Here is a 20,567-nt window from a genome sequence, read left to right on the forward strand (position 1 = left end):
AAATAAAGCGAAAAGCATTCCCACTATAATTGCCGCAACCGTTGCCGGCGTTCACTCTGGCAACCACATTGGGTAAACGAGCATTGCCATCAATAAACTGCATTCCCAAGGAACAGGTGTCATCGGCAGCCTGGCAATGAAACTGATAGTCACGAACCGCATCCTGGGAATCACCACTTATCAATTGGCTCACACAATCATACAATGTTTGATTAAGACGCTGCACAATCTGGAAATGATAATTTTCATCCTTATCAATGGCACCGTTTACACTGGCATCGGTAATGTTTGCTTTTTTAAACTCAACACGACAATCCTGTTGAGACACTTCAAAGCCTGGGTTCAGGGTAAAAGGGCATCCATTGTCATAAACAACAGCCGTTTCCTCCCGCACATCTTCTGCATCACCGCACCCCAGGCTTGTATCCACACCCGCCAGCGGATCAACATCAATGCCGGCGTTAAGATCAACCGGATCAGCCTGACTTTCACTGCCACCTTCCCCTCCACAAGCCACGGTGATGATAAAAAACACCCCCACTATAAATCGTAGTACCTTCATTACTCGTTCCTTTCATTTTTGTTTTCACACCATGTGTGAAAACGGTTTTTCTCTCGTTCCCGTCCCCACGCAGAGCGTGGGAACGAGTTAAATCTCTTGTCGGGACTCGACCCTATGGCCCTGCTATGGCCCCATTCGTCCCCGTAATCGTGCCCTCGTAATGACATTCATTATATTTTCGAACTGTATTCTCAGGACATTTTTTGGAGGTGTTGATTTCCCCATAAAAATCTCCCCTCATGAAACCGTTATCCAAAGTAATCAGATTAAAATCCCTGGACGTAACAACACATTCATTTGTTAAATTCGTTGAAACTGTTTCAGTAAAAAGGGCGATAACGTTTCCACCCGCAGAACATTGAGCCAAATATTCAAAAACAATTTCAGGCTCTTCTTCTCCATCCGAAGGATCGTCTTCAATGTCCTCCTCTTCATTTGAGCCTAATTGACAGGCTTCTGCGCTTACCATGGCCGTATCAATGTAGAATTCATTAAGGCCAAACAACCAATCACAGTTAGTTGAGGTTATTTTTCCGTAAAGATCCCAGTGGTCCTGCAATAGAGCGATTGGGGTCTCTTTAGGCACCTGGCTAAAAAGATTATCCGGATCTGAGAGAACCCCTTCCTGTGAGCCACTTGGTGAGAGGCCACAATGAACCAGAAGAAAAATAACAATAAAATAAAGTGCGTTAAGTTTTTTCATATTTATTCTTTACCTCCTTCCCACGCAGAGCGTGGGAAGGAGTTAAAACAAGTTAAATTTCATTCAAACCACACACAACAAAGTGCCATGCCATATGAGCCTGATTATTTTCCTTTAGAATGGTTTTAGGTGGCTTGGGATAGACACCAAGTGCTTTTACAGTTCGAACACTTTCGTCATCAAAACTTCCTAAAAAACTTTCCTTAAGAATGCCGACATCTTTTAAATGACCATTTTGATCTATGCTAAAACCCACAACCGTTTCGATTTTCTCTCGTTCCCAGATATTTTTGATTTGCATGCCCTCTCTGAGAATAGGCATTGGATTCCATATTTTTTTAAGCTTATTTTTGATCCTCAAAAAATAAGAGTAAGAAGGATCAGTCACATTAATGTACTTTCCCCAGGCTTCCATAGGGGGCACAAAAAAGACCTTTGCCAAATGAACAAATTGGTCACTTTGGAGCATATCTTTTGGCGGCTTGGGATACCTGGGGACAGCTCTTACTGCTTTCAAGGCTTGGTCATCAAAATTATTAAAAAGGCTCTTCTTCAGGATGACCGCTTTTCTTAACTGTCCATTTTTATCGAAGGTGATACCTACAACCGTAATAATTTCATCTCGTTTTTTCTTAAACATTTCGGGAAAATCCCTTTCCAGATCAGAAGTCGATAAAGTTTTTTTATCGATTTCATTTTTCACTTTTTTAAAATAAGAATTCTTTGGCTGGCGCAATATATTTATGTATTCTCCAAAATTATTTACGGGAAGACATTGCGTGTAACCACGCGAGCTAAAAACAGTTAAAAAAAGGATACTGGTTGTCAAAATAAGGTTTTTCATATTATTCACTCTAGCCCTTTGTAAGAACTAACCTCATGACCAATATTTTGTGCCGAATTATTGCCATAATTTATCAGCTTCTTTTTCCTTCTGGTCCATTGTCAGGACCTGATCCCACGGTCCCCCCTATCGGAATGGATATAACAATATTTTTCCATACATTTCTTTTTACTCTGGTCCTTCATGGACCTAGATTTTTTTCGGTGATCCTTACACCGAAGTTGAAACACGCTTCCCCCTCATCTACGCTTCTTGGCGCACTCAGGACCTGACCCCATGGCCCCCTTCAAAAGTTATCCGCACACTATTGATCATTGGAAATTTATTATAATCGCTCACTGAGTTTATTTTTGTTGGATAAATTCCGGTTTTTAAAACAAAAGCAATGGCGTCTACAATATGTCGACCTTTCTTTTCAAAAACATCTTTAGCGTGACCCACAATCACCATTGGTTTTAATAAGAAATACTCTTCTTTGAAGGTTCTTCCTTCAAGATCAAAACAGCTTATTTTTTTATTAAGTTTAAGAATCCAGCTTTGATCGTATGGGCCTTCAATTATATCCACAATTTTTCCCTCGAGATTATCTTCGCTCATAAAACCTCTTCCAAGATTATCGGGGTCAATAAATCTAACTAAAACATCCCTAGTGAAAGTTTTATGAGCCAAGGTGACGTCCTCCTATAATTTCTAAATATTTAGTATCTTTTGAATCAATGACAATTTGAACAGCTCGCGTTCCACCACCTTCAATAAAACCAATTTTAGCTTTAATCGGCGCTGTGACTTCTAAGGTCGATATAGTATTAGGACTGAGATTAGATGTGCCTTTTAGGCCTAGTTTGACGACTGCTTCTTGAGTGGAATTAATATTTCTAGCAGTAGATCCTCGAGTTAAGAACGTTCCAATAGGTGAGTTCTTACCTTCTTCAAAAGCACGTTCAAGTACAGTACCCGGTTTCAATGTAATTTCTCTAAACTTTCCATTTCTAAACGTTGATGCAATATCAAAACTTGGTTTGACTCTCCCCAGCCCCGCCACTTCTTCGAGTTTCGCAACCTTAGAATATCTCGCCAAGCTGCCTAAAATAGCTGGAAGCGCTTCATCCGGAAGCAATGGGGTTGCCTGTTGGAAACTTATTGAAGCTTCAAAGAAGGTCGGACCACCATGAGACACAGAGAGATTTTCAATTGATGCAGGCAGATCAAATAAAGCCATTCCTGAAATATTGTTAATATAGTTGAGATTTGTTGCTGCAAAACCAACAATATTATTCACGCCCCGTAAAATCCCATTCACATTTGGATTACTCGATGTGAAGTCTGGACTTCGAATATAAGAAATATCGTAGGCCCCACCTGTATAACCCGATACATCCGAATTGATGCACTTGCCTTGCTTGCATAATCCCAATGGATCAATCCAATTCATGGGATTATTCCCCACATACGCATACAGATTCATACCATCACCATAGCCAATGGGATCTCTTTGCAGGAAGCGGCCTAGGGTTGGGTCGTAATATCTTGCTCGATAATAATAGAGCCCAGTTTCGGAATCATATTCCCTACCCGTGTACATGAAGCGGTTACCAATCGCGCTTTCTTGTCGCTCATTGTTATTCGCATCGAGGATGGTCACTTCACCATAAGGTGAATATTCATACCGTTCGACAACATTCCCGTTCTCGTCCGTGATGGCAACAACACTTCCCAGATAATCTTTGTGGTAAAAATACTGCTGGTCATTTCGTTCCATCGAAATGATGTCGTCCAACCCTTGCCCATAAACATACGTGGCGATGACTTGATTTCTTCCGTCCCTTTCCTCAATCACTTCGGCCCCATCATAAAAATACTGGGTCGCTTCCAAGGTCTGCGCATTCACCTTGGCTCGCCTGCGGCCCAGGGCATCGTATTCATAAGTAAAGAGCACCGTATTGTTTCGGGCATCACGCACGCCCACCAAAAGGTTGTGATAATCGTAATCAAAAATATACGTGCCATTATTGATAATGTTGCCATTGGGATCGTATTGGATTTGTTGGTTGCCCGCTTGAGTGATTTGGTTGAGATCGTTAACAGTATAGTTGGTTTGCTGACCATCGTTGGCCACTCTTGGCGTGTTGTCCTGTGTTTTGCCGAGCCAATTGTTGACCTTGTCAATGTTCCAGGAGAGTTTTTTGGTGTAATCCTGCGAACCAGGGTTCTGAAGCTCCCGCACAGGATCCGGCATGTCCAGCTTGGCCTCAGTAAGCCTATAAGCCGAATCGTACGAATAAGCATGACCTCGATTGTTCCTGTGTTGAACACGGTCATAGATGCGGTTGCCTGCCGTGTCGTAACCGTATTCAAACCCAGAAATCAACACCCCTGCAGGGTTGGTGTTAGAAACCTGAGAGACCCTCTGATAAGAGTCATACTCTATTGTTATTTGCGATCTGTTGTTAAATTCCCTTGAGGATAATCTGGATAATCCTGAATAGGTGCTGGAACGCACAACATCAAAATCATCAAAAACATCATGGATTCCGTTAAGCCGATTGAGCACGTCATAATTCTTGGTGATAATCCGCCGGCCACCTGGATAATTATAACGAATGACATTATTGACCCCGTCATACTCCGAAAAACCTATATTGCCATTTTGAACATCATGGGTAAGGCGATTAAGCGAATCGTAATTTGTGGCCACCGTGTTCAACACATTCCCATTGGCCATCAGCGTTTGAGCTTGGGTCATTCTTGACAAACCATCATATTCATAAACTTCTGATCCCTGACTTTGTCCATTGAGTCGGATTTGTTTTTCGACCAGACGATTCAAGTCATCATATGCCGAAACAACTTCGTAACCTTTGGGATCCGTTGTTCGAATCAAATTATCTTCAACATCATATTCATAAGTGTAATTTGTATTTTGGGGCAAAATGGTGCGAACACGCCGGTTTAAGGCATCGTATTCATAGTTGGTTGTGTGATTGTTGGAGTCGGTGAGTGCAACCAGACGGCTATTGTCATCGTAAGCATAGCTTGTGATGATTTGATCAACGAGGTTTCCGCCCCCTGTACCGCCCCCTCGTAGCTCATTGATACTTTGAACCATGCGGTTCAATCCGTCATAAGCAAACTTAACTTTATTGCCGGGATTGTTGTTTCGTATTTGGCCATTATCAAGCTGGGCTGTGTTTTTAGGATCCGTGGCTTCTACAAGATTACTGCGGCTATCGTAGGCGTATCGATAAATGTGATTGTTGATATCAGTAACCTGAGTCACACGATTCAACGCGTCGTATTGATAGGTTGTGGGATATTGGATGACATTGTTATCGGGATCAATTTCGTGGGTTGTCTGAGAGATAATGTTGCCGTTTCCATCATAGATCGTTCGGACCTGATTTCCAAAAGCATCAGTAGCCTGGCCAAGACGATTGAGCCCATCGTAAGAAAAAACAGTGGTATGTCCTTCAAAATCAGAGCTTCGTGTCACAAAGCCATTGGCATTGTAGGTATAGGTATTCCCAGAAGATCTCCCGTCCTCAGGACGGATAGATTCTGAAAACCTGGAAGTAATACGGTTAATCGCATCATAACGAAATACAACACTAGAGAGCAAAATTGGATCATTATCTTGCCCATTCGGCGGCCCACGTCTTTGAATATTGGTCAGATTATCGACCCCATCATAGGTAAACTGGGCGATGTACCCCAAGGGATCCGTCAATTGAACCAATCGATCAAAGCGGTCGTAATCATAGGTATAAGGATGTCCATGGCCATCCAGCCGTTGCTTCACCTTACCGTTCTTGTTGTAACTTAATTGAGTGATTGAACTCTGGTCTGAACCAAAACCGCGCATGATGCTCATCGGTAAATCGCGCTCATCATAAATAATGTTAATGCTGTTGCCTTCGGGTTGGATGACGCGAACAAGATTTTCACTAACATCGTATTGGTATTCGGTAATCGCCGATCGGTTATTAGTGATCGCCTCGGTTTTACTGATGAGATGATCCAGCTCGTCATAATCATAGCCTGTTACTATCCAGGGCAGGTTGGCATCGCGCACCCCGTCTTTGTTTTTATTCTCCACTTCAACACGAATGACGTTGTCATTGGCATCATAGACAAGATTGGTCAGATATCCCAAGGGATTGGGCGCCCTCATCTGGGTTACTTGATTAAGCCGGTTAACAGTAAATTGCTGAACATTTCCACGCCCGTCCGTGAAGGAAATGATGTTGCCAACAGCATCGTAATTGAACTCATTAGTGACCCTGGCTCCTTGCGTGTCACGCGTGATTCTTTGCAAATAGCCCGTTTGTGGGCCTTGAGCATAATATTCATAAGCCGTCACAGCCCCTTCACCATCGGTGAACGAAGTGACTTGACCATGGTCGTTATAGGCATAGCGGTAATTAATGCCCAAAATATTAACGAAACCACGCCTTACAATATTGCCTCTCTGGTCAAAGTCATGAACCATCACATGATTCGGTTCACTCTCTCTGACAACACTTAGTTGGTTGAAATTGTTTTCATAAGTGAATGTGGTGGTCAGAGGCTCTCCTCCAGGCCTGTCCTCATCCCCTACTCTTGTGACAGACAAAAGATTCCCCCGATTCACTCCATTGCCACCTTGATAGGCATATGTCGTCTCATTGCCTTCTGGATAAGTGACACGACTAATCTGCCCTTCCTGATTGTATTGAAATTGCGTGATAAACGAGGCGGGATCGGTGGGCCTTAACCCACGTGTGAATTCTTGAATTTGGAGTTGGTTTCCAAAACAGTTGAATAAATATTCCGAACGGTTTCCACTACGGTCAACAACCGTTGTGCGACTGACTCGGAGGTCCGGTGAAGGATTATTCTCTTGGCACCGCCTCCATGCGTTTAAAAATTGATAATCGTAGGTGAAGCTCCCTTCTCCAAATCGTTGACGGCGCACACGGTCGGTCGCCGTGTATTCATTTTCCAGATAGGTTTGTCCCTTGGCATCAGTTGCCGTGAGGAGGTTATGATTGAAAATCTCGCTGCCTTCTGGGAATCCCGATGAGTAAGTGTAGCGGACCGTTTTTCCTTGGGGGAAATCAGCCGTCACAGGAGAAGTCACAGAAACCAGATCATTATTGGCATCATACCCAAAACTTACTCGTCTCCCGCTAAAATCCTGAATGGACGTAAGTCTGCCGGCATTGGAATAATTGTAGCTAATGACTCTTCCCAAAGTATCCGTCACACTGCTTAAGCGACGTTCATTGCCATTGCCCGCATACTGGAATGTCATTTGATTATTGTTACGGTCTGTCATGGAAACAATAAACCCTTGGGCATCGTAACGATGAATCATTCCATGCAAGTCAGTAATGACAAAACTGCCGTCTCCATTTTTAACAAGCACATCAAAAAACCCGGCGGGAGATGTGTAAGTTCCATTGTCCTGATGTTTGTAAACATCGTAACGGGCATTACCTTCACGCCGCACAATATCGCCATTTTCCTGTTCAATAAGGCGCTTGTCGTAATTGTGGTCCCAACCATAACCCAGAGGCCCTAGATAGTTGATGCGGCTTCGATACGTGCGAACAAATTCATAATCAAAACCCCTGCCGGAAATTTTTAAATCACGTTCCTGCTGCAAAAGATCCCCGCTAAAAAGAAGAACGGGATCGTCACCTTCGTTATTTCCTTGTTGCGCGTTCGTGCGTTGTTCTGAAGCGATTGAAGTATCTTCGGGCTGGGCTTGGCCGCCGGAATTCACTTCGTGACGTTGTGGTGGTGGTGGTGTAGACCCTCCGGAAAACGTTTGATCTTGGCCTATAGAAGATGGGTTGAAAGCTGCCCAATCAAATACTCTTTGAACTGATGTCATCAATGGGGACACAAAGTTAATCCGTACAGCATTGATGCTCATACCTAAATCAAGAGGAAACGTTCTTGAAGCCATTTGAGGAGCGGCAATACTGGTGATTTCTTGCGGAATGCTGGGACGTTCGGTGGGCAAAACATTAATGGGTACATTGCGTTCAATCACCAATGGATTTTCAATGGAAGGGTAAGGAGAATTAGCTTCGGAAAAATATTGATTAACCCTGACATTACCATCATCATTACGTGATTCAGGATATAAATAAGCCTCTAAAGACAACTCCACATGAGGTTGCTCTAAAAATTGTCTGCCCTCGTCCGTAATACCCTTAAAATCCTCTTCTGTGAAATTTGGCCATTTTTGAGTGCGCCCTTTTAAATCATCTGCGAAAGACATCCCCCCTATGTAAGGCAATAGCGAACTCGCATTCACTCCGGGAACCAGTCCAATCAAAGGTATTAATATTCCAATTCCAGCTCGGGGGTTAGATCCTTGTGTTGGAGCTGCATAGGATGAACCTCCAATACCTGTATCTATGTATCCACCCGTTGCCGGTGTTCCTCCATACATTCCTCCTCCACAACCTCCCGTTCCACACAAACCAAACACATCTCGCATTGTAACCGGATTATTCCTGGCATAGATATAGTGGTTGAATCCATCCTCTGCTGGATCCTTGGTGATAAATCGACCTAAACTCGGATCATAATATCGTGCCCCAAAATAAATGAGCCCGCTGGCCTCATCTTTTTCCTTGCCCGCAAATTGATAGGGATTTTCAGTAACGCTTGACTCAAAATTGATATTGCCAAAGGGATCATATCTCAGACTTTGGACGACCTTGCCTGTGTCATTGGATACATTAAACACATTGCCTAATTCATCATTGTGGAAATATTCAATATCATCACCGGTAAGCGCGGCTATCTTTCGGCCCCCGGCATAGATAAACGTTTTTTTCGCTTCCCCGTTGGCATCTACTTCCATCATCGGCTCAATGGATTTGCCATAAAGGTAATATGTGGTTTCTCCATCCACAGCTTTTTGTGTTCGGCGGGAGGCATAGTCATAAGTAAATTGGCTTGAAGAACGATACCCATTCCTTCGATCATTAATTTCTAAACTGACAAGGCGATCTTGAAAATCGTAGGTGAAATTCCTTTCCAAAGTCGATTGTCCGGCTAATGTTTCGGTTTGCCCAAGAAGATTCCCACGCACATCATGGGTTAATTGCCCACGCAAAGATGCGGCATTGCGATATTCCATCAATTGCCCTGAATCAGCATCGATCTCGTAATCTAGGCTCTTTTGGGAATCGGAATACGAAAGCCGGTTGCCTTCGTCATCGTAGGTATAATTTTGGACATTGTAGGGAGCTCGCTCGTTGGCCTTGTAATAAGCAGCGCGTTTTAGCCAATGGGTGCCTGTCTCGTACTCGAAATCCACGCGGCTTCCATCCCCATAGAGTATCCGCGTTTTGTTTCCAAAATCATCGTAAGAATATTCCCATTGGGAAAGGGACTGTCGATTTTTTGAAATCCTTATGGAAAGAACACGGTTGGAGGCAGAATAAGTATAATCCGTGATAGTCCCATTTCCATAGCTAACCCGCTCCACCAATCCTTCATCATTGTAGGTGAATGTGGCTAGGGCCAAACCCTGAGCAGAACCTTGCCGAATCGAAATTAACCTTCCATTGTCATCAGTCACATAATAAAGACTCAAGCCATTGGGATAGCCAATGAAATAATCATTCCCAAAGGCATCAAGGCCATAACTGAATTCGTAAGATCGGTTAATGGGCCCTAACTCTCTTTTTTCAATTTTGGTGATGGCTCCCGTCGTGTCGTAGTCAAAAAGGGTTCTGCCACTTGCATCATTCAGGTTAAGAAGGCGGGTCGGATTGTTGGGATCGTAATTAAAGCTATAATCATTGCAGCATCGACCGGCGATATTGGGAAAATCGATGCTGGTGACACGTTTTTTATCGTTATAATTAAAATCACCCGTAATGGCACCCCTTAAACTTTGCAATACAAGCTCATCTAATAATCCATCCCGATTATTTGTGTGATTCAATTCAATTTGATCTCCTCCGGGATATTGCCTACCAATTAAGCGTAATTTCCCGTCAAAAATATTTCGTGTTGCCAGGCCGTTAGGACTAATGCTTTCTAAAAGCAATCCAGCTTCATTAAAATGATAATGGGAGGTAAGTATTTGATCATCTCTTGCCTGATCCACGCGAATAATCTGACCAAGAGGGTTGGTGTAAAGCGATTTCAGCCATTGATCACCTGAAAAGATATCCGTTTTCTCTGTTGGAATACCATTCTCATTGACATAAGAAAATTGGAAAGAAAATGATCCACTACCGGGAAAGGCTTGTTGTGTGATTCTGCCAAGACCATCGTATTGAAATTGATAAGGACTTTGTTCACCTATGCTCACTTCGCTAAGCCTTTTATCATTTCCATAGGAATATCGAGTGACAAAACCATTTTCATTAATCCCTTGAATAAATCCGAGCCCATCATAGGTTCGTGCAATAAAAAATCGTTTTTCACGTATGGCATCGGTAGTGTCAGTGCGAATGATATTGACATTTGAGTTTCCTTGAACATTTCTTTTGAGCTGATACGAATGATCGATGCGTGAACCATTTTCGTATTGGACACTCGTCAGCCGCCCAAGCCCATCATAGCTGAAAGTTTTCTGTTGACCGTTAGTTTCACTTTGACGGAGAACATCTCCCGTATTGACATCGTAAGTAAATACAACTCTTTCATCATCTCGTAGAACAGAGATAGGTTTAAAATTTACATCATCATAACCGTATTGAGTACGGCGATTATTTGAACTTCTTATTTCGGTCACGTTTCCTTGCTGGTTGAAACAATACTCCCGAATCATTTCTTCATTCCCACCGTTTATTTTGCGGGTTACACGGTTGATGGTGTAGGGTGTTTGGGGTAGTCGCCGACACATATCAGCAACACCTCTATAGAAAAATGTTTCAATAGATTGAGGGGCTTGACCTATTTGCGTGGTAAAAGAATGAGTTATTTTATGCACAATTTTTGGAGGTTTATATCGATCCAGTGAAACCCCGGGAGTAGGTCCGCCAGGCCCCAAATTGATATAGCTGAGAATGTCGGCTATAGCATCTAAATCGTATTCAAAGGTTGTCACGTTTCCTAATGGGTCTGTTACAGAAGAAGGGAGACCCTGATCATTATACTGGGTGGTTGTGGCATAACTAATGATACCCTTGGTGGTGCGTTTTTCCGAAATTCCATTAATACGAGTAACCGTTGTCCCTTCATGATGTCGGTTAATCTCCCATGTTTTCCAATCCCAGGAATAGTCTTCAATAACAGGAGGACTGTTATCTAAAACAATTTCTTTACGGATGAGTAAAGGTGTCTTGGCAGAACTTTCTCCTTCTGTAATTTGAGAGAAATCTCGAAAGGTATAGGTGTGCCAAGAACCATCTACTTCATGAACTGTCGTCAGCGTGTCGGCACGGTCATTTTCTTTTACTATCTCAATAAGTTTTTGGTAATAACGATCAAAATTTGCACTATCTGGGAATTCTGTTACAAAGGCGCCCATATTTAATAAAGAATTTCCGTAAGGAATATCGTTGTTGTTATCAGCAATCCCTAAATTATCGAGGTTGGAAAATAATTCATACCGTACAAGGCCACCGGACGGATAAAAAATTTCTAAAAAATAATCGATTTGAAAATTATTATTACCAAAATGTCTTATAGGATTAGCTGAGCAACACTGGTAATTAATGGTTGTTTGATTTCCTGATGGATCTATGACTTCCGTTATTTTTTCTTCTTCATCTAAAATATAATGCCATACTCTATTTTCTTCCGATGAAGGAAGTCTAAGATCAATTGTATTTCCATTCCTTTCGATATGAATAGAATGGTTCAAAGAGTCCGTAATTTGAATGCCGTTATTGTAGTCAAAGGTAATCCTGTTATTGTAAGAGTCTTTTATCTCCCTAATATGGAAAACATCCATTTTCCATGTAGGAATATGGTTAACAGGAATAAGAATTTTATCGCCATTCCCTTTTAACCCAAGTGCCATCATTTTCGTATAGAGAGTGTGAGTTGAATTCCGCTCAAAGATGTATCGTTTTAGATTTTCGTCTGTGATTTGAATGGATTGAATGGATTGATCAATGGAGGTGTTATGATTAAAGGTCGTGGTTAACGGATTAAATATAGATCGACCTTCAGCATCTATATATTTTGCAAATAATTCATAATCTTGAACGCTGGATATTTTTAATCCTCTTTCATTGAATACTTCAATTCCCCCGTCAGCACGGACAAGAAAAGCCATAAACTGCCCTTTAAAATCAAACGGAAAAATATTTGTAAAAACAACAAAGCCAACATAGGGAGAACCTGAAATAATCCACCGATTACCTGGAGGCATCCACTTTAAATTATCTCCATCTGTTGAAATACTTCCCAGGCTTGTTAAAAGAGGATTGCTAGTGCTTGTTTCAATAGTAGTAGGAAGAGGTTCAGGTCCGATATTGTCTTGAAAGAAGGGGGGGCAATCACTTTGATTGCACTTCCTTTCTCCTATTTGAATATCATTTAAAGAAGGTTCCGTGTTTGTGCTAAGAGATTCACGGGTCAGTTGATCAAGAAAGGGTATGTATTGTCCTTCACCTACTTCACAATTCTGTTGATCATTGCCATAAGCACCCCTTTCATGGAGATATTGACAAAGGTATTCACTATTAACAATACTTCCAAAATCATAATCCAATCGATCCACGTCAAAATATCCTGTGTGAATCTGCTGATCGACAGTGACAGGATAATTTCTGTGAGAGAAATTATAAGACCGTTGAATAACAACATCTAACCCAGCGCGGCCTGGAATGACTGCATCCGTATAATTTAAATTAAGATTCCCGTTGGTAAGATTAACCGCTTCACCCCGGGAAAAAAATTGAAACGGCGTAAAGCTGTTAAGCCCCGTTCCTTGAAATGGGCCGGGATCCGGGATATTGAAATCCTGATTATCGGGGCTTGGAAATTCTTGCGAGAAAATTTGACGCGGAACAACCACCAACATCAAACAGAAAAAAAACATCCACAAAATGTTCAAATAATATTTCACTCTCCACCCTTCACAACTCCCCTTTGAGATAGGGGCCCATTACATTTCGCCTCTTCATTAATCAAGAACAAACCACTTGAAAAACAACATTATTTTGACGCGGCGCGTTCTGGGTTTTCATTAATTTCAACCACCATAAACCTTCCTTTTTCATCTGCCCCCCAATAACAAGAAGCATGTCCCAACCGGATCATCGCTAAAAAATGGTGCGCCTGTTTCAATTCTTCATCCTCACGCAAACTGTTCGCATTCGGGTGCCGGCACTTAAGGGCTGCCAGCATTTCTTTATGAGTTTCTTTAAGGGCTCGACTTAACTTTTCGTCCTCAGCTACTCTAAAAACTTTCCTCATGATCCACTCCTTATTTCCCTGAAATTTGAAAATCTCAATAATTCGATCAACATTCAAACTTGTGCCAATCATAACTGGCCCCCTTAGAGCGTTCTTTATAAGCAAGCCCCATGCCAAAAATTTTTCTGATAAATTTCAGACATATAAAAATTTTGATTTCCTATTTCTTAATGAAACCGTCCCATTTTCGGACGGTCGACAGAAAATCTCTTGAAAATGGGACAGCATGGGACACCTCTTAATCGGGCATTGTAATATCAATCTTCTTTTTTATTTTTCTTTGAACGGTAGATTTTCCGATCCCAAGTATTTCACCAACTTTTCTGACACTTTTTATGGTGCGGTAAGTTTCTTCAATAAGATTTTCCTGGCTTTTCTGAAGAGGACGAAATGTTTTTTCATAAGCATGAGAAAATTGAATATCCTCTTCCTGAATACAGTTGTCATTGCAATAGATGAGACTTCTGGAAATTACATTCTTTAACTCACGGACATTGCCCGGCCAGGTATAAGACAGTAATTTTTGAAAGGCTTGGGGAGTTAACTCAACGGATTTTTCAGGCATTAAGCGCCCCATGAAATGCTTTACCAACAAAGGAATATCTTCAATCCGATCTCTTAAAGGAGGAACATATAAAGGAACTACATGAAGACGGTAATACAAATCCTCACGAAATTTTTTATTTTTTACCAACTCATGCAAGTCACGATGAGTGGCAGCAACAACTCGCACATCAATGGGAATTTCTTCCTTCCCCCCCACGCGCCGTATCGAGCGATTTTCCAAAACCCTTAAAAGTTTGGCTTGAACTTCCAAAGGGAGTTCACCAATTTCATCCAACAACAAAGTTCCACCGCGAGCTTGTTCAAAAATACCTTTGTGCTGACCTGCCGCCCCCGTGAACGCTCCTTTTTCATGCCCAAACAATTCACTTTCAAATAACTGGGGTGAAATAGCAGCGCAATTAATGGCTGCAAAGGAGGCCCGGCCTCGCAAAGATAATTGATGAACTGTTTTTGCAACCAATTCTTTCCCCGACCCTGTCTCACCATAAATCAATACCGTATGATCAGAAGCAGCAATACGGCGTATCTGTTCTAACAATTGAATTATCACTTGAGATTGTCCGATCAACATTGTCATAATTTCACTTCCACCTTGCTCCTCTAATCTCATTATCGGTTTTCACACCATCATTGTTGCTAAAATAATTGTTGCAATTTATATAAAAAACTCTAAACTATTAGAGTATGGATTTTAATTATTTAAATTTAACAATAATAACAATAGGTTATTATTTTTATCTGTACCACTGAGAATGATTATTAATGAAGATATTTTTTATACTCTAATAAAATAGGCGTTATGACTAAAGAAGTTACAAGAGATTTTCCTAAATATATTAGATCCCTCAGAGAAAAATTAGGGATGAGTTATTCCGATGTAGAAAGGAAAAGCAAGGAACTGGATCCGCACGTAAAGGAATATCAAATCACGGATGCTTATGTGGCGATGTTGGAAAATGGGAAAACCCGCCCCTCCGCTTCCAAAATCAAGGCTCTGGCCAAAATCTATGGGGAAAATGCCGGGGACATGCTTTATGAAGCCGGCTATATTGATGAAAAGCCCTCTTCCGGCCTTAAAGACTGGAGCACAGGCACTTTAAGGGATCACTATTTGGCATCATTGGCATCTCGGCAAGGAACAAGAACACTTTCAGAGCAGGAAAAAAGAGCCATTGAACAGGCCGTATCACAGTTGGTCGCCTCACTTCCTTCAGAGCACGAAAAATCCGGCAAACCTTCAAATGTCACATTAACAATTTTAAGAAATCTTTATCTGGATGCATTGGCCTTATCCAAGAGTCAAAAATCTTTAAGGGAAGAGCAAAAGCGATCTTTGGAACGCATTATTATGGAATACATTAACGCGGTGGTGGAAAAGGAACCAAACTAAATTATATAAAGTTCTGGTTTTTGGAATGGAAGCATGGAAAAATATCAACTTTAAAGGGGGCAATTATGACTTCTGAATATCGTGAAAGACCTATTCTATTTACTAATTTTGGACTGTTTCTATGGCAAGCCAGAAAATCCCGGGGGTACAGTTCCGGAGACATGGCCACCTATCTTGGCATTACCGCCGAAGAATACAGAAGAATTGAAAGAGGTGAAGAGTTCCCCGCAAATCAACCGCTCGTTAAAATTTCCGATGTCTTGGACATCCCACTCAAAAAACTTAAAGACCTAGAATCAGCCGACCGTCGTAAGCAAAAAGAAAAAGTTCCGATGGAAGGCGCCAGACTTCATTCCGACAATCTTAACAAAGACATCGAGCTGGCCAAGCAGTCTTATACCCGATGCACAGGCAACGAACTCAACCGAAACCAACTGAGTATTTTTGGACAATTAAAAAGGGACTTGTATACCGTTCACATCCCCCTTGTTCTTCCCATCAATGGGCTCATCATCCTTAAAGCCATTCTGAGGAATGAAAAGAAAGTGAAATACCTTCATGAAATGCTGAATTTCATACCCGATGAGTCGTTTGCTGGGTTCATCGCGCGTGACGCCCAATGGGGACCCACTGCCTTATACATAGCCAATTTGCTGTTCTTTCATGATAACCCTGCCACAACCGTTTTGGATTGCTGCAACCGGCTGACGATGAATCAATTTCACATCATTACGCATATTATTCTAACTCAAGCAGGCATCAACACCGTGGAATCAGAACTGGCCCACCTCACCAAGGAAACCGAGTTTGCCGGGTTGGTTTTACTTTTCATCAACGAATTGGAATCCTATCTTCCAAAAGACATCGATTCAAATCACTTAAAACTGGCAAGCCTGCTTGAAATACACGGCACTTATATTTTACACGAATTATTATTGCCTTCTATTAAGGGCCATGGGGAAGAAACCCTGGCAGAAAATCCGAAAATATACGCAGGCCTTGATAAGACTTTATTTGATGTCATTGCCGCCAATCTTCATCCTGTAGTTTCAGCCATGGTCGCCGCAAATTTAAAGGCCCCCAAAGAGGTTCAAGAGATTCTGTTGAACAGAAGAGCCATAAAAGCCAAGGACGTCAGCCCGGCATGTGCCATTCTAAAAATGGCCAACTTCTTTGTGGATAATGATTTCCCCAAAGTGTCGGAAGAAGAATTAAAGAGCCTGTTGGAAACCGATTATCCCAATGTGGCTATCCCCGCCAAAGTTCTCTTCCAGGTTTGTGACAAACTTAAAAAACTCAAAGCCTATCTTGTCCAGAAGAGCACCGTTCTTTCTTCACAGGACAAGGCGGTTGAAAAATTTGTGGCAAAAAGGAATGAAACCACAAAAGAAAAAGCCCAGCTTGGCATGTATAGCCATTGGGATGAAAAACGTTTTGACGTCCGTTTTGAAGAAGGTTTCTTAAGGGCTGTCACAAAATCCTGTCTCATACTTGCCGATGAACATAAGGATTATATGTATTCACTGCATGAAGGAGAAAATCTTGCAGATTATCAGGAAAGAATAGGACAATTAAAACTTTTTGCAGAGTATCCTTTTAATCAAGACCTTCAGATTCTTTCACAAAAATTTGGAGTTTCAAGTGATGAAATCAAACGGCGCTTAAAATTAAAATAAACCCTATGGTGTTTTTGTATGACCCTATTTGCAAACCGTTACGAAGAGATAAAACCTTTGGGGTCCGGCACTTCGGGGACAGTTTATCTCGTTAAAGACCAGAAAACGGGCAGGGAATGTGCCTTAAAGGTACTCCAAAATCCTTTGGGGCACCTAAAAACAATAGAACTGGAAAATTTCCAGAAAGAATTTGAAATCCTCAAAGACCTCAACCATCCTTCCATTGCCAAAGTTTATGACACGGGCATTTTAGAAAAAACAAAACATCTATATCTTGCTACCGAATACATAAATGGAGCCGATCTTTTTAAAGCCACAGAAGAAAAATCCATCGACTTTATCGAACATCTTTTCGTTCAAACCTTAAGAGCCCTTAATTATCTGCACCAACAAAAAGTTTATCACTTGGACATTAAGCCCCAAAATCTTCTTGTAACAATCAATGATCAACGGTACGCCCCCCAAGGCAAGCCCTGGAACCAAGACTCTTCACCTGAGGCGGAGGGTTTGACCCGGCAAGGCTCGTCCCCGAAGCCAACGAGCGTAGGGGATAAAAATGAACCCGCTATCAAGGTTATCGATTTTGGTCTGGCCAACTTCTACGAACGTGATTTTTTAAAATCACAGGGTGAGAAGATCACCATTGTCGGGACAGTCGCCTTTATGCCTCCGGAAATAATCAAAGGGGAACCCCATGATGGGCGTGCCGATCTTTATTCCCTGGGTTGTGCTTTTTACAGGGCTTTTACCCGCGAACTTCCCTTTATGGGTGAAGCCTTTGAAATTCGCCAAAAACATTTATCAGAAGCTCCCGTCAAACCATCTGCCATAAAAGGAAACATTCCTGTTTATCTGGATAAAATTTTACTCAGGCTTTTGGAAAAAGAAGCCGCCAACCGTTACGCATCTGCAAAAGCGGTCATTGATGACCTAAATCTTTTAACAGGCAAGGACTATGAAGTTGAAACAAAGGAAACGGTTTTAAGCTACATTCCCCAAACAGGAAAACTCATAGGACGTGAAGAAGAATATAAAAAATTCTTGGCCCATTATGATGACAGAATTTTCATTCAAGAATGTCAAAAGAAACCTTATATCATTATCAGCGGTAAAGAAGGGTGCGGTAAAAGCCGTTTTTTGGAAGAATGTATGAACGAAGCCAAAAAAGAATTCATACCTACCCTGTCCTGGATGGAATTCATGAAATTATCTACAGAGAAAGTTCCTGAAAAGTGCCTCATTGTTGGGGATAACATCACAATCCAGGCAAAAGAATTGGAATATCTTGAGGTCTTTTTTGAAAAGAATCCCATTTTGGCCATTCTTACCACTTCCCAGGAAAACATCCCTTGTGCTGCTGAATCTGTCATCAATTTAAACAATTTCTCCCGTGAACAAACCAGGGAATACCTTCTGAAAGCAACAGGGTTATCCAATATTACAGAAAATGATCTTGATGAGATTTACAAAATCACCGGAGGAAATCCCCTCTATGTAAGTGGTGTTGTCAGGACCTTTTTCAAAAGTGGAGTGGGTATTGACAGCCATGGGAACTGGTCACAACAAGTTTATAATGATCTCGGATTAAAAATTGAAGAAACAGGAGTAAAGGAACTCATTAAAACCGGCCTGCAAAAAGAATTAAAAGCCCTCCCCTTACAACTGGGGCATTGGCAAGTTTTAAATATGCTGGCGTTAGCCGGCAGACCCACACTAAATGACTTGCAATCGATGTCGGGGGCCTTTTCCATTGGGGATGCCTTAAAAGATTTGGCAGACCATGACATCTTGAAAGTGGATGCCGAGAATCTTTATGCATTCACCAATCCCCTTTATAAAGAAATTATCCTGGAACAAATGAACCCCCAGGAAAAGGCCGAATATTGTGATGTCATTGCCGATTATTATGAGGCACATCAAGCCGATCCCGATATCATCCTCTATTACCGTGGCCGCGGCACAACCAAGGAGGCTCTTTCCTGTCTTCTGAAACTGGCTCAAAAGAAAAGGGAAAGCCTAGAGTATCAGGAAGCCAAGGAAAATCTAACTGAACTTTTAAGCAAGCCCCATATTAATCAAGATACAAAAGATCAAGCTCTCCTGGAGCTTGGAGAAATCTGTATTGAACAGGGTAAATATGAAGAAGGAGAAAAACACCTTCTCCAAATAATCCAATCACAGGATATTCTTATTGCCGCAAAGGCTTATGAACAAGTCGGATTAAGTTTTAATCGTCGTGGAAACCATAGCCAGGCGGAACATTATTATCAAAAAGGATTGGAGGTCGCTTCAAAAACTCCTGAGCTGAAATGGATGCAGGTTATTTTAAAAAACAGGTTGGCCCAAAAGGAAATAGATTTGGGAAATCTTGACAAGGCCGAAGAAATTTTAAAACAAACATGGAATGTATGGAAAAATGACCTGAATGAAGAAGAAAAAATTCTTGCCGCCCGAAGTGACATTGACGCCCTCTATTACTCAAAACAGGAATATCAAAAAGCCATCGATTATTTGGAGGAGTTACTCGGTGTACTTTCCAAAAAACCCCATTTGAATATCTATCCCGTTAAAATTTACATGCTAGGCCGGTGTTACTTGCGCATCGGCAATTTGAACAAGGCAGAAAAACTTTTGAATGAATGTCTGGAGGCCATGAAAGCCCGCAAAACTCCACACTGGCTTTATGCCGTTTACAATGAATTGGGTGCCCTTTTTGAACGAAAAGGCGATTTGGAAAAGGCTCTTTCCTATTATCAACACACCTTCGATCTTGCCAGACGAACCTCTTCTGAAAATGTTTTTTACGGCGTTGCTTTTAACATGGCCAATGTTTTGATGGAAATGGGAAAACTTGACGAAGCGTTGAAATATTATAATTTTGTCATTGATCATCTTCAGTCAAAGGATTTTTCTGATAAAATCACGACTACCTATTGGCTATACTCGGGATATTTGGATCTGGCAAATATTTATCGGCAACAGAGCCATTTGGAACAGGCAAAAAACCATCTTTCCAAAGCCCGACATCTTTTTGAAACATCCCCACACTTAAAATCACAGGAGCAATATTTTTGGCAGGAAAAAGCCGACTTGGAACAAAGTCAGAAAAATACCGGTGAAGCAAAAAAAGCCCTCGATGCCCTGCAGGCCTTAAGTAAAACCACGGCTTTTGATCAGCAGGAATACCAGAAATGGTACAAGAGTTTTTTGGAAATTAAGGGATGATTGTAAAATGACAATTCATAGGCCTTTTCCTGAGGACCGAGTTTTTCACGGGATCAAGTTCTTTGAGATTTTCCAAATAGAGCTCAACGGCTTCGCGCAGATTGACTTTGGCTTCTTTAATGGTTGACCCGCAACTTGCCACTTCTAGTTCCAAGCATTGTGAAGAATACTGTGACCCTTCTTTTTTAATAATGGCTGTAAGTTCCATATTGTAA

10 protein-coding genes and 1 pseudogene are annotated in these 20,567 nt (G+C 41.6%); 3 read left to right on the top strand and 8 right to left on the bottom strand.

The window, feature by feature from the left end; translation table 11 throughout:
- The 7 genes and pseudogenes from A2048_05365 to A2048_05395 form a co-directional block, all read right to left on the bottom strand.
- Positions 1-541, bottom strand: a pseudogene (locus A2048_05365) (hypothetical protein).
- Positions 542-674: 133 nt separating this feature from the next.
- Positions 675-1,265 (bottom strand): hypothetical protein, encoded by a 591-nt coding sequence (locus A2048_05370; protein OGP10889.1) that lies wholly within the window; start codon positions 1,263-1,265, stop codon positions 675-677.
- A gap of 52 nt (positions 1,266-1,317) precedes the next feature.
- The gene (locus A2048_05375) at positions 1,318-2,109 is read right to left on the bottom strand and encodes a hypothetical protein (protein OGP10890.1); all 792 of its coding nucleotides are present in this window, start codon (positions 2,107-2,109) and stop codon (positions 1,318-1,320) included.
- A 261-nt stretch (positions 2,110-2,370) separates the two neighbouring features.
- Positions 2,371-2,706: a hypothetical protein gene (locus A2048_05380; protein OGP10891.1), complete on the bottom strand. Its 336-nt coding sequence runs from the start codon at positions 2,704-2,706 to the stop codon at positions 2,371-2,373.
- 61 nt (positions 2,707-2,767) lie between these two features.
- On the bottom strand, positions 2,768-13,144 hold the full coding sequence (locus tag A2048_05385; protein ID OGP10892.1) for a hypothetical protein: 10,377 nt from the start codon (positions 13,142-13,144) through the stop codon (positions 2,768-2,770).
- A gap of 89 nt (positions 13,145-13,233) precedes the next feature.
- Positions 13,234-13,566 carry a hypothetical protein gene (locus tag A2048_05390; protein OGP10893.1) on the bottom strand — a complete coding sequence of 111 codons (333 nt, stop codon included), beginning with the start codon at positions 13,564-13,566 and terminating at the stop codon, positions 13,234-13,236.
- 166 nt (positions 13,567-13,732) lie between these two features.
- Entirely contained in the window at positions 13,733-14,632 is a 900-nt protein-coding gene (locus A2048_05395; GenBank protein OGP10894.1) for a hypothetical protein, read from the bottom strand.
- 228 nt (positions 14,633-14,860) lie between these two features.
- Here A2048_05395 and A2048_05400 point away from each other — a divergent pair, with 228 nt between their 5' ends.
- From A2048_05400 to A2048_05410, 3 genes are all read left to right on the top strand, one after another.
- Complete coding sequence (locus tag A2048_05400) at positions 14,861-15,451, top strand: hypothetical protein (protein ID OGP10895.1); 591 nt, start codon at positions 14,861-14,863, stop codon at positions 15,449-15,451.
- A 65-nt stretch (positions 15,452-15,516) separates the two neighbouring features.
- Positions 15,517-17,127, top strand: a complete 1,611-nt coding sequence (locus tag A2048_05405; protein ID OGP10896.1) for a hypothetical protein — start codon at positions 15,517-15,519, stop codon at positions 17,125-17,127.
- A gap of 18 nt (positions 17,128-17,145) precedes the next feature.
- On the top strand, positions 17,146-20,352 hold the full coding sequence (locus A2048_05410) for a hypothetical protein (GenBank protein ID OGP10897.1): 3,207 nt from the start codon (positions 17,146-17,148) through the stop codon (positions 20,350-20,352).
- Here the strand turns inward: A2048_05410 and A2048_05415 are convergent.
- Positions 20,342-20,560 carry a hypothetical protein gene (locus tag A2048_05415; protein OGP10898.1) on the bottom strand — a complete coding sequence of 73 codons (219 nt, stop codon included), beginning with the start codon at positions 20,558-20,560 and terminating at the stop codon, positions 20,342-20,344. The genes A2048_05410 and A2048_05415 overlap by 11 nt on opposite strands.
- Between the last annotated feature and the right edge of the window lie 7 nt (positions 20,561-20,567).

This window comes from Deltaproteobacteria bacterium GWA2_45_12, assembly GCA_001797365.1.
Taxonomy (GTDB): domain Bacteria; phylum UBA10199; class UBA10199; order UBA10199; family UBA10199; genus UBA10199.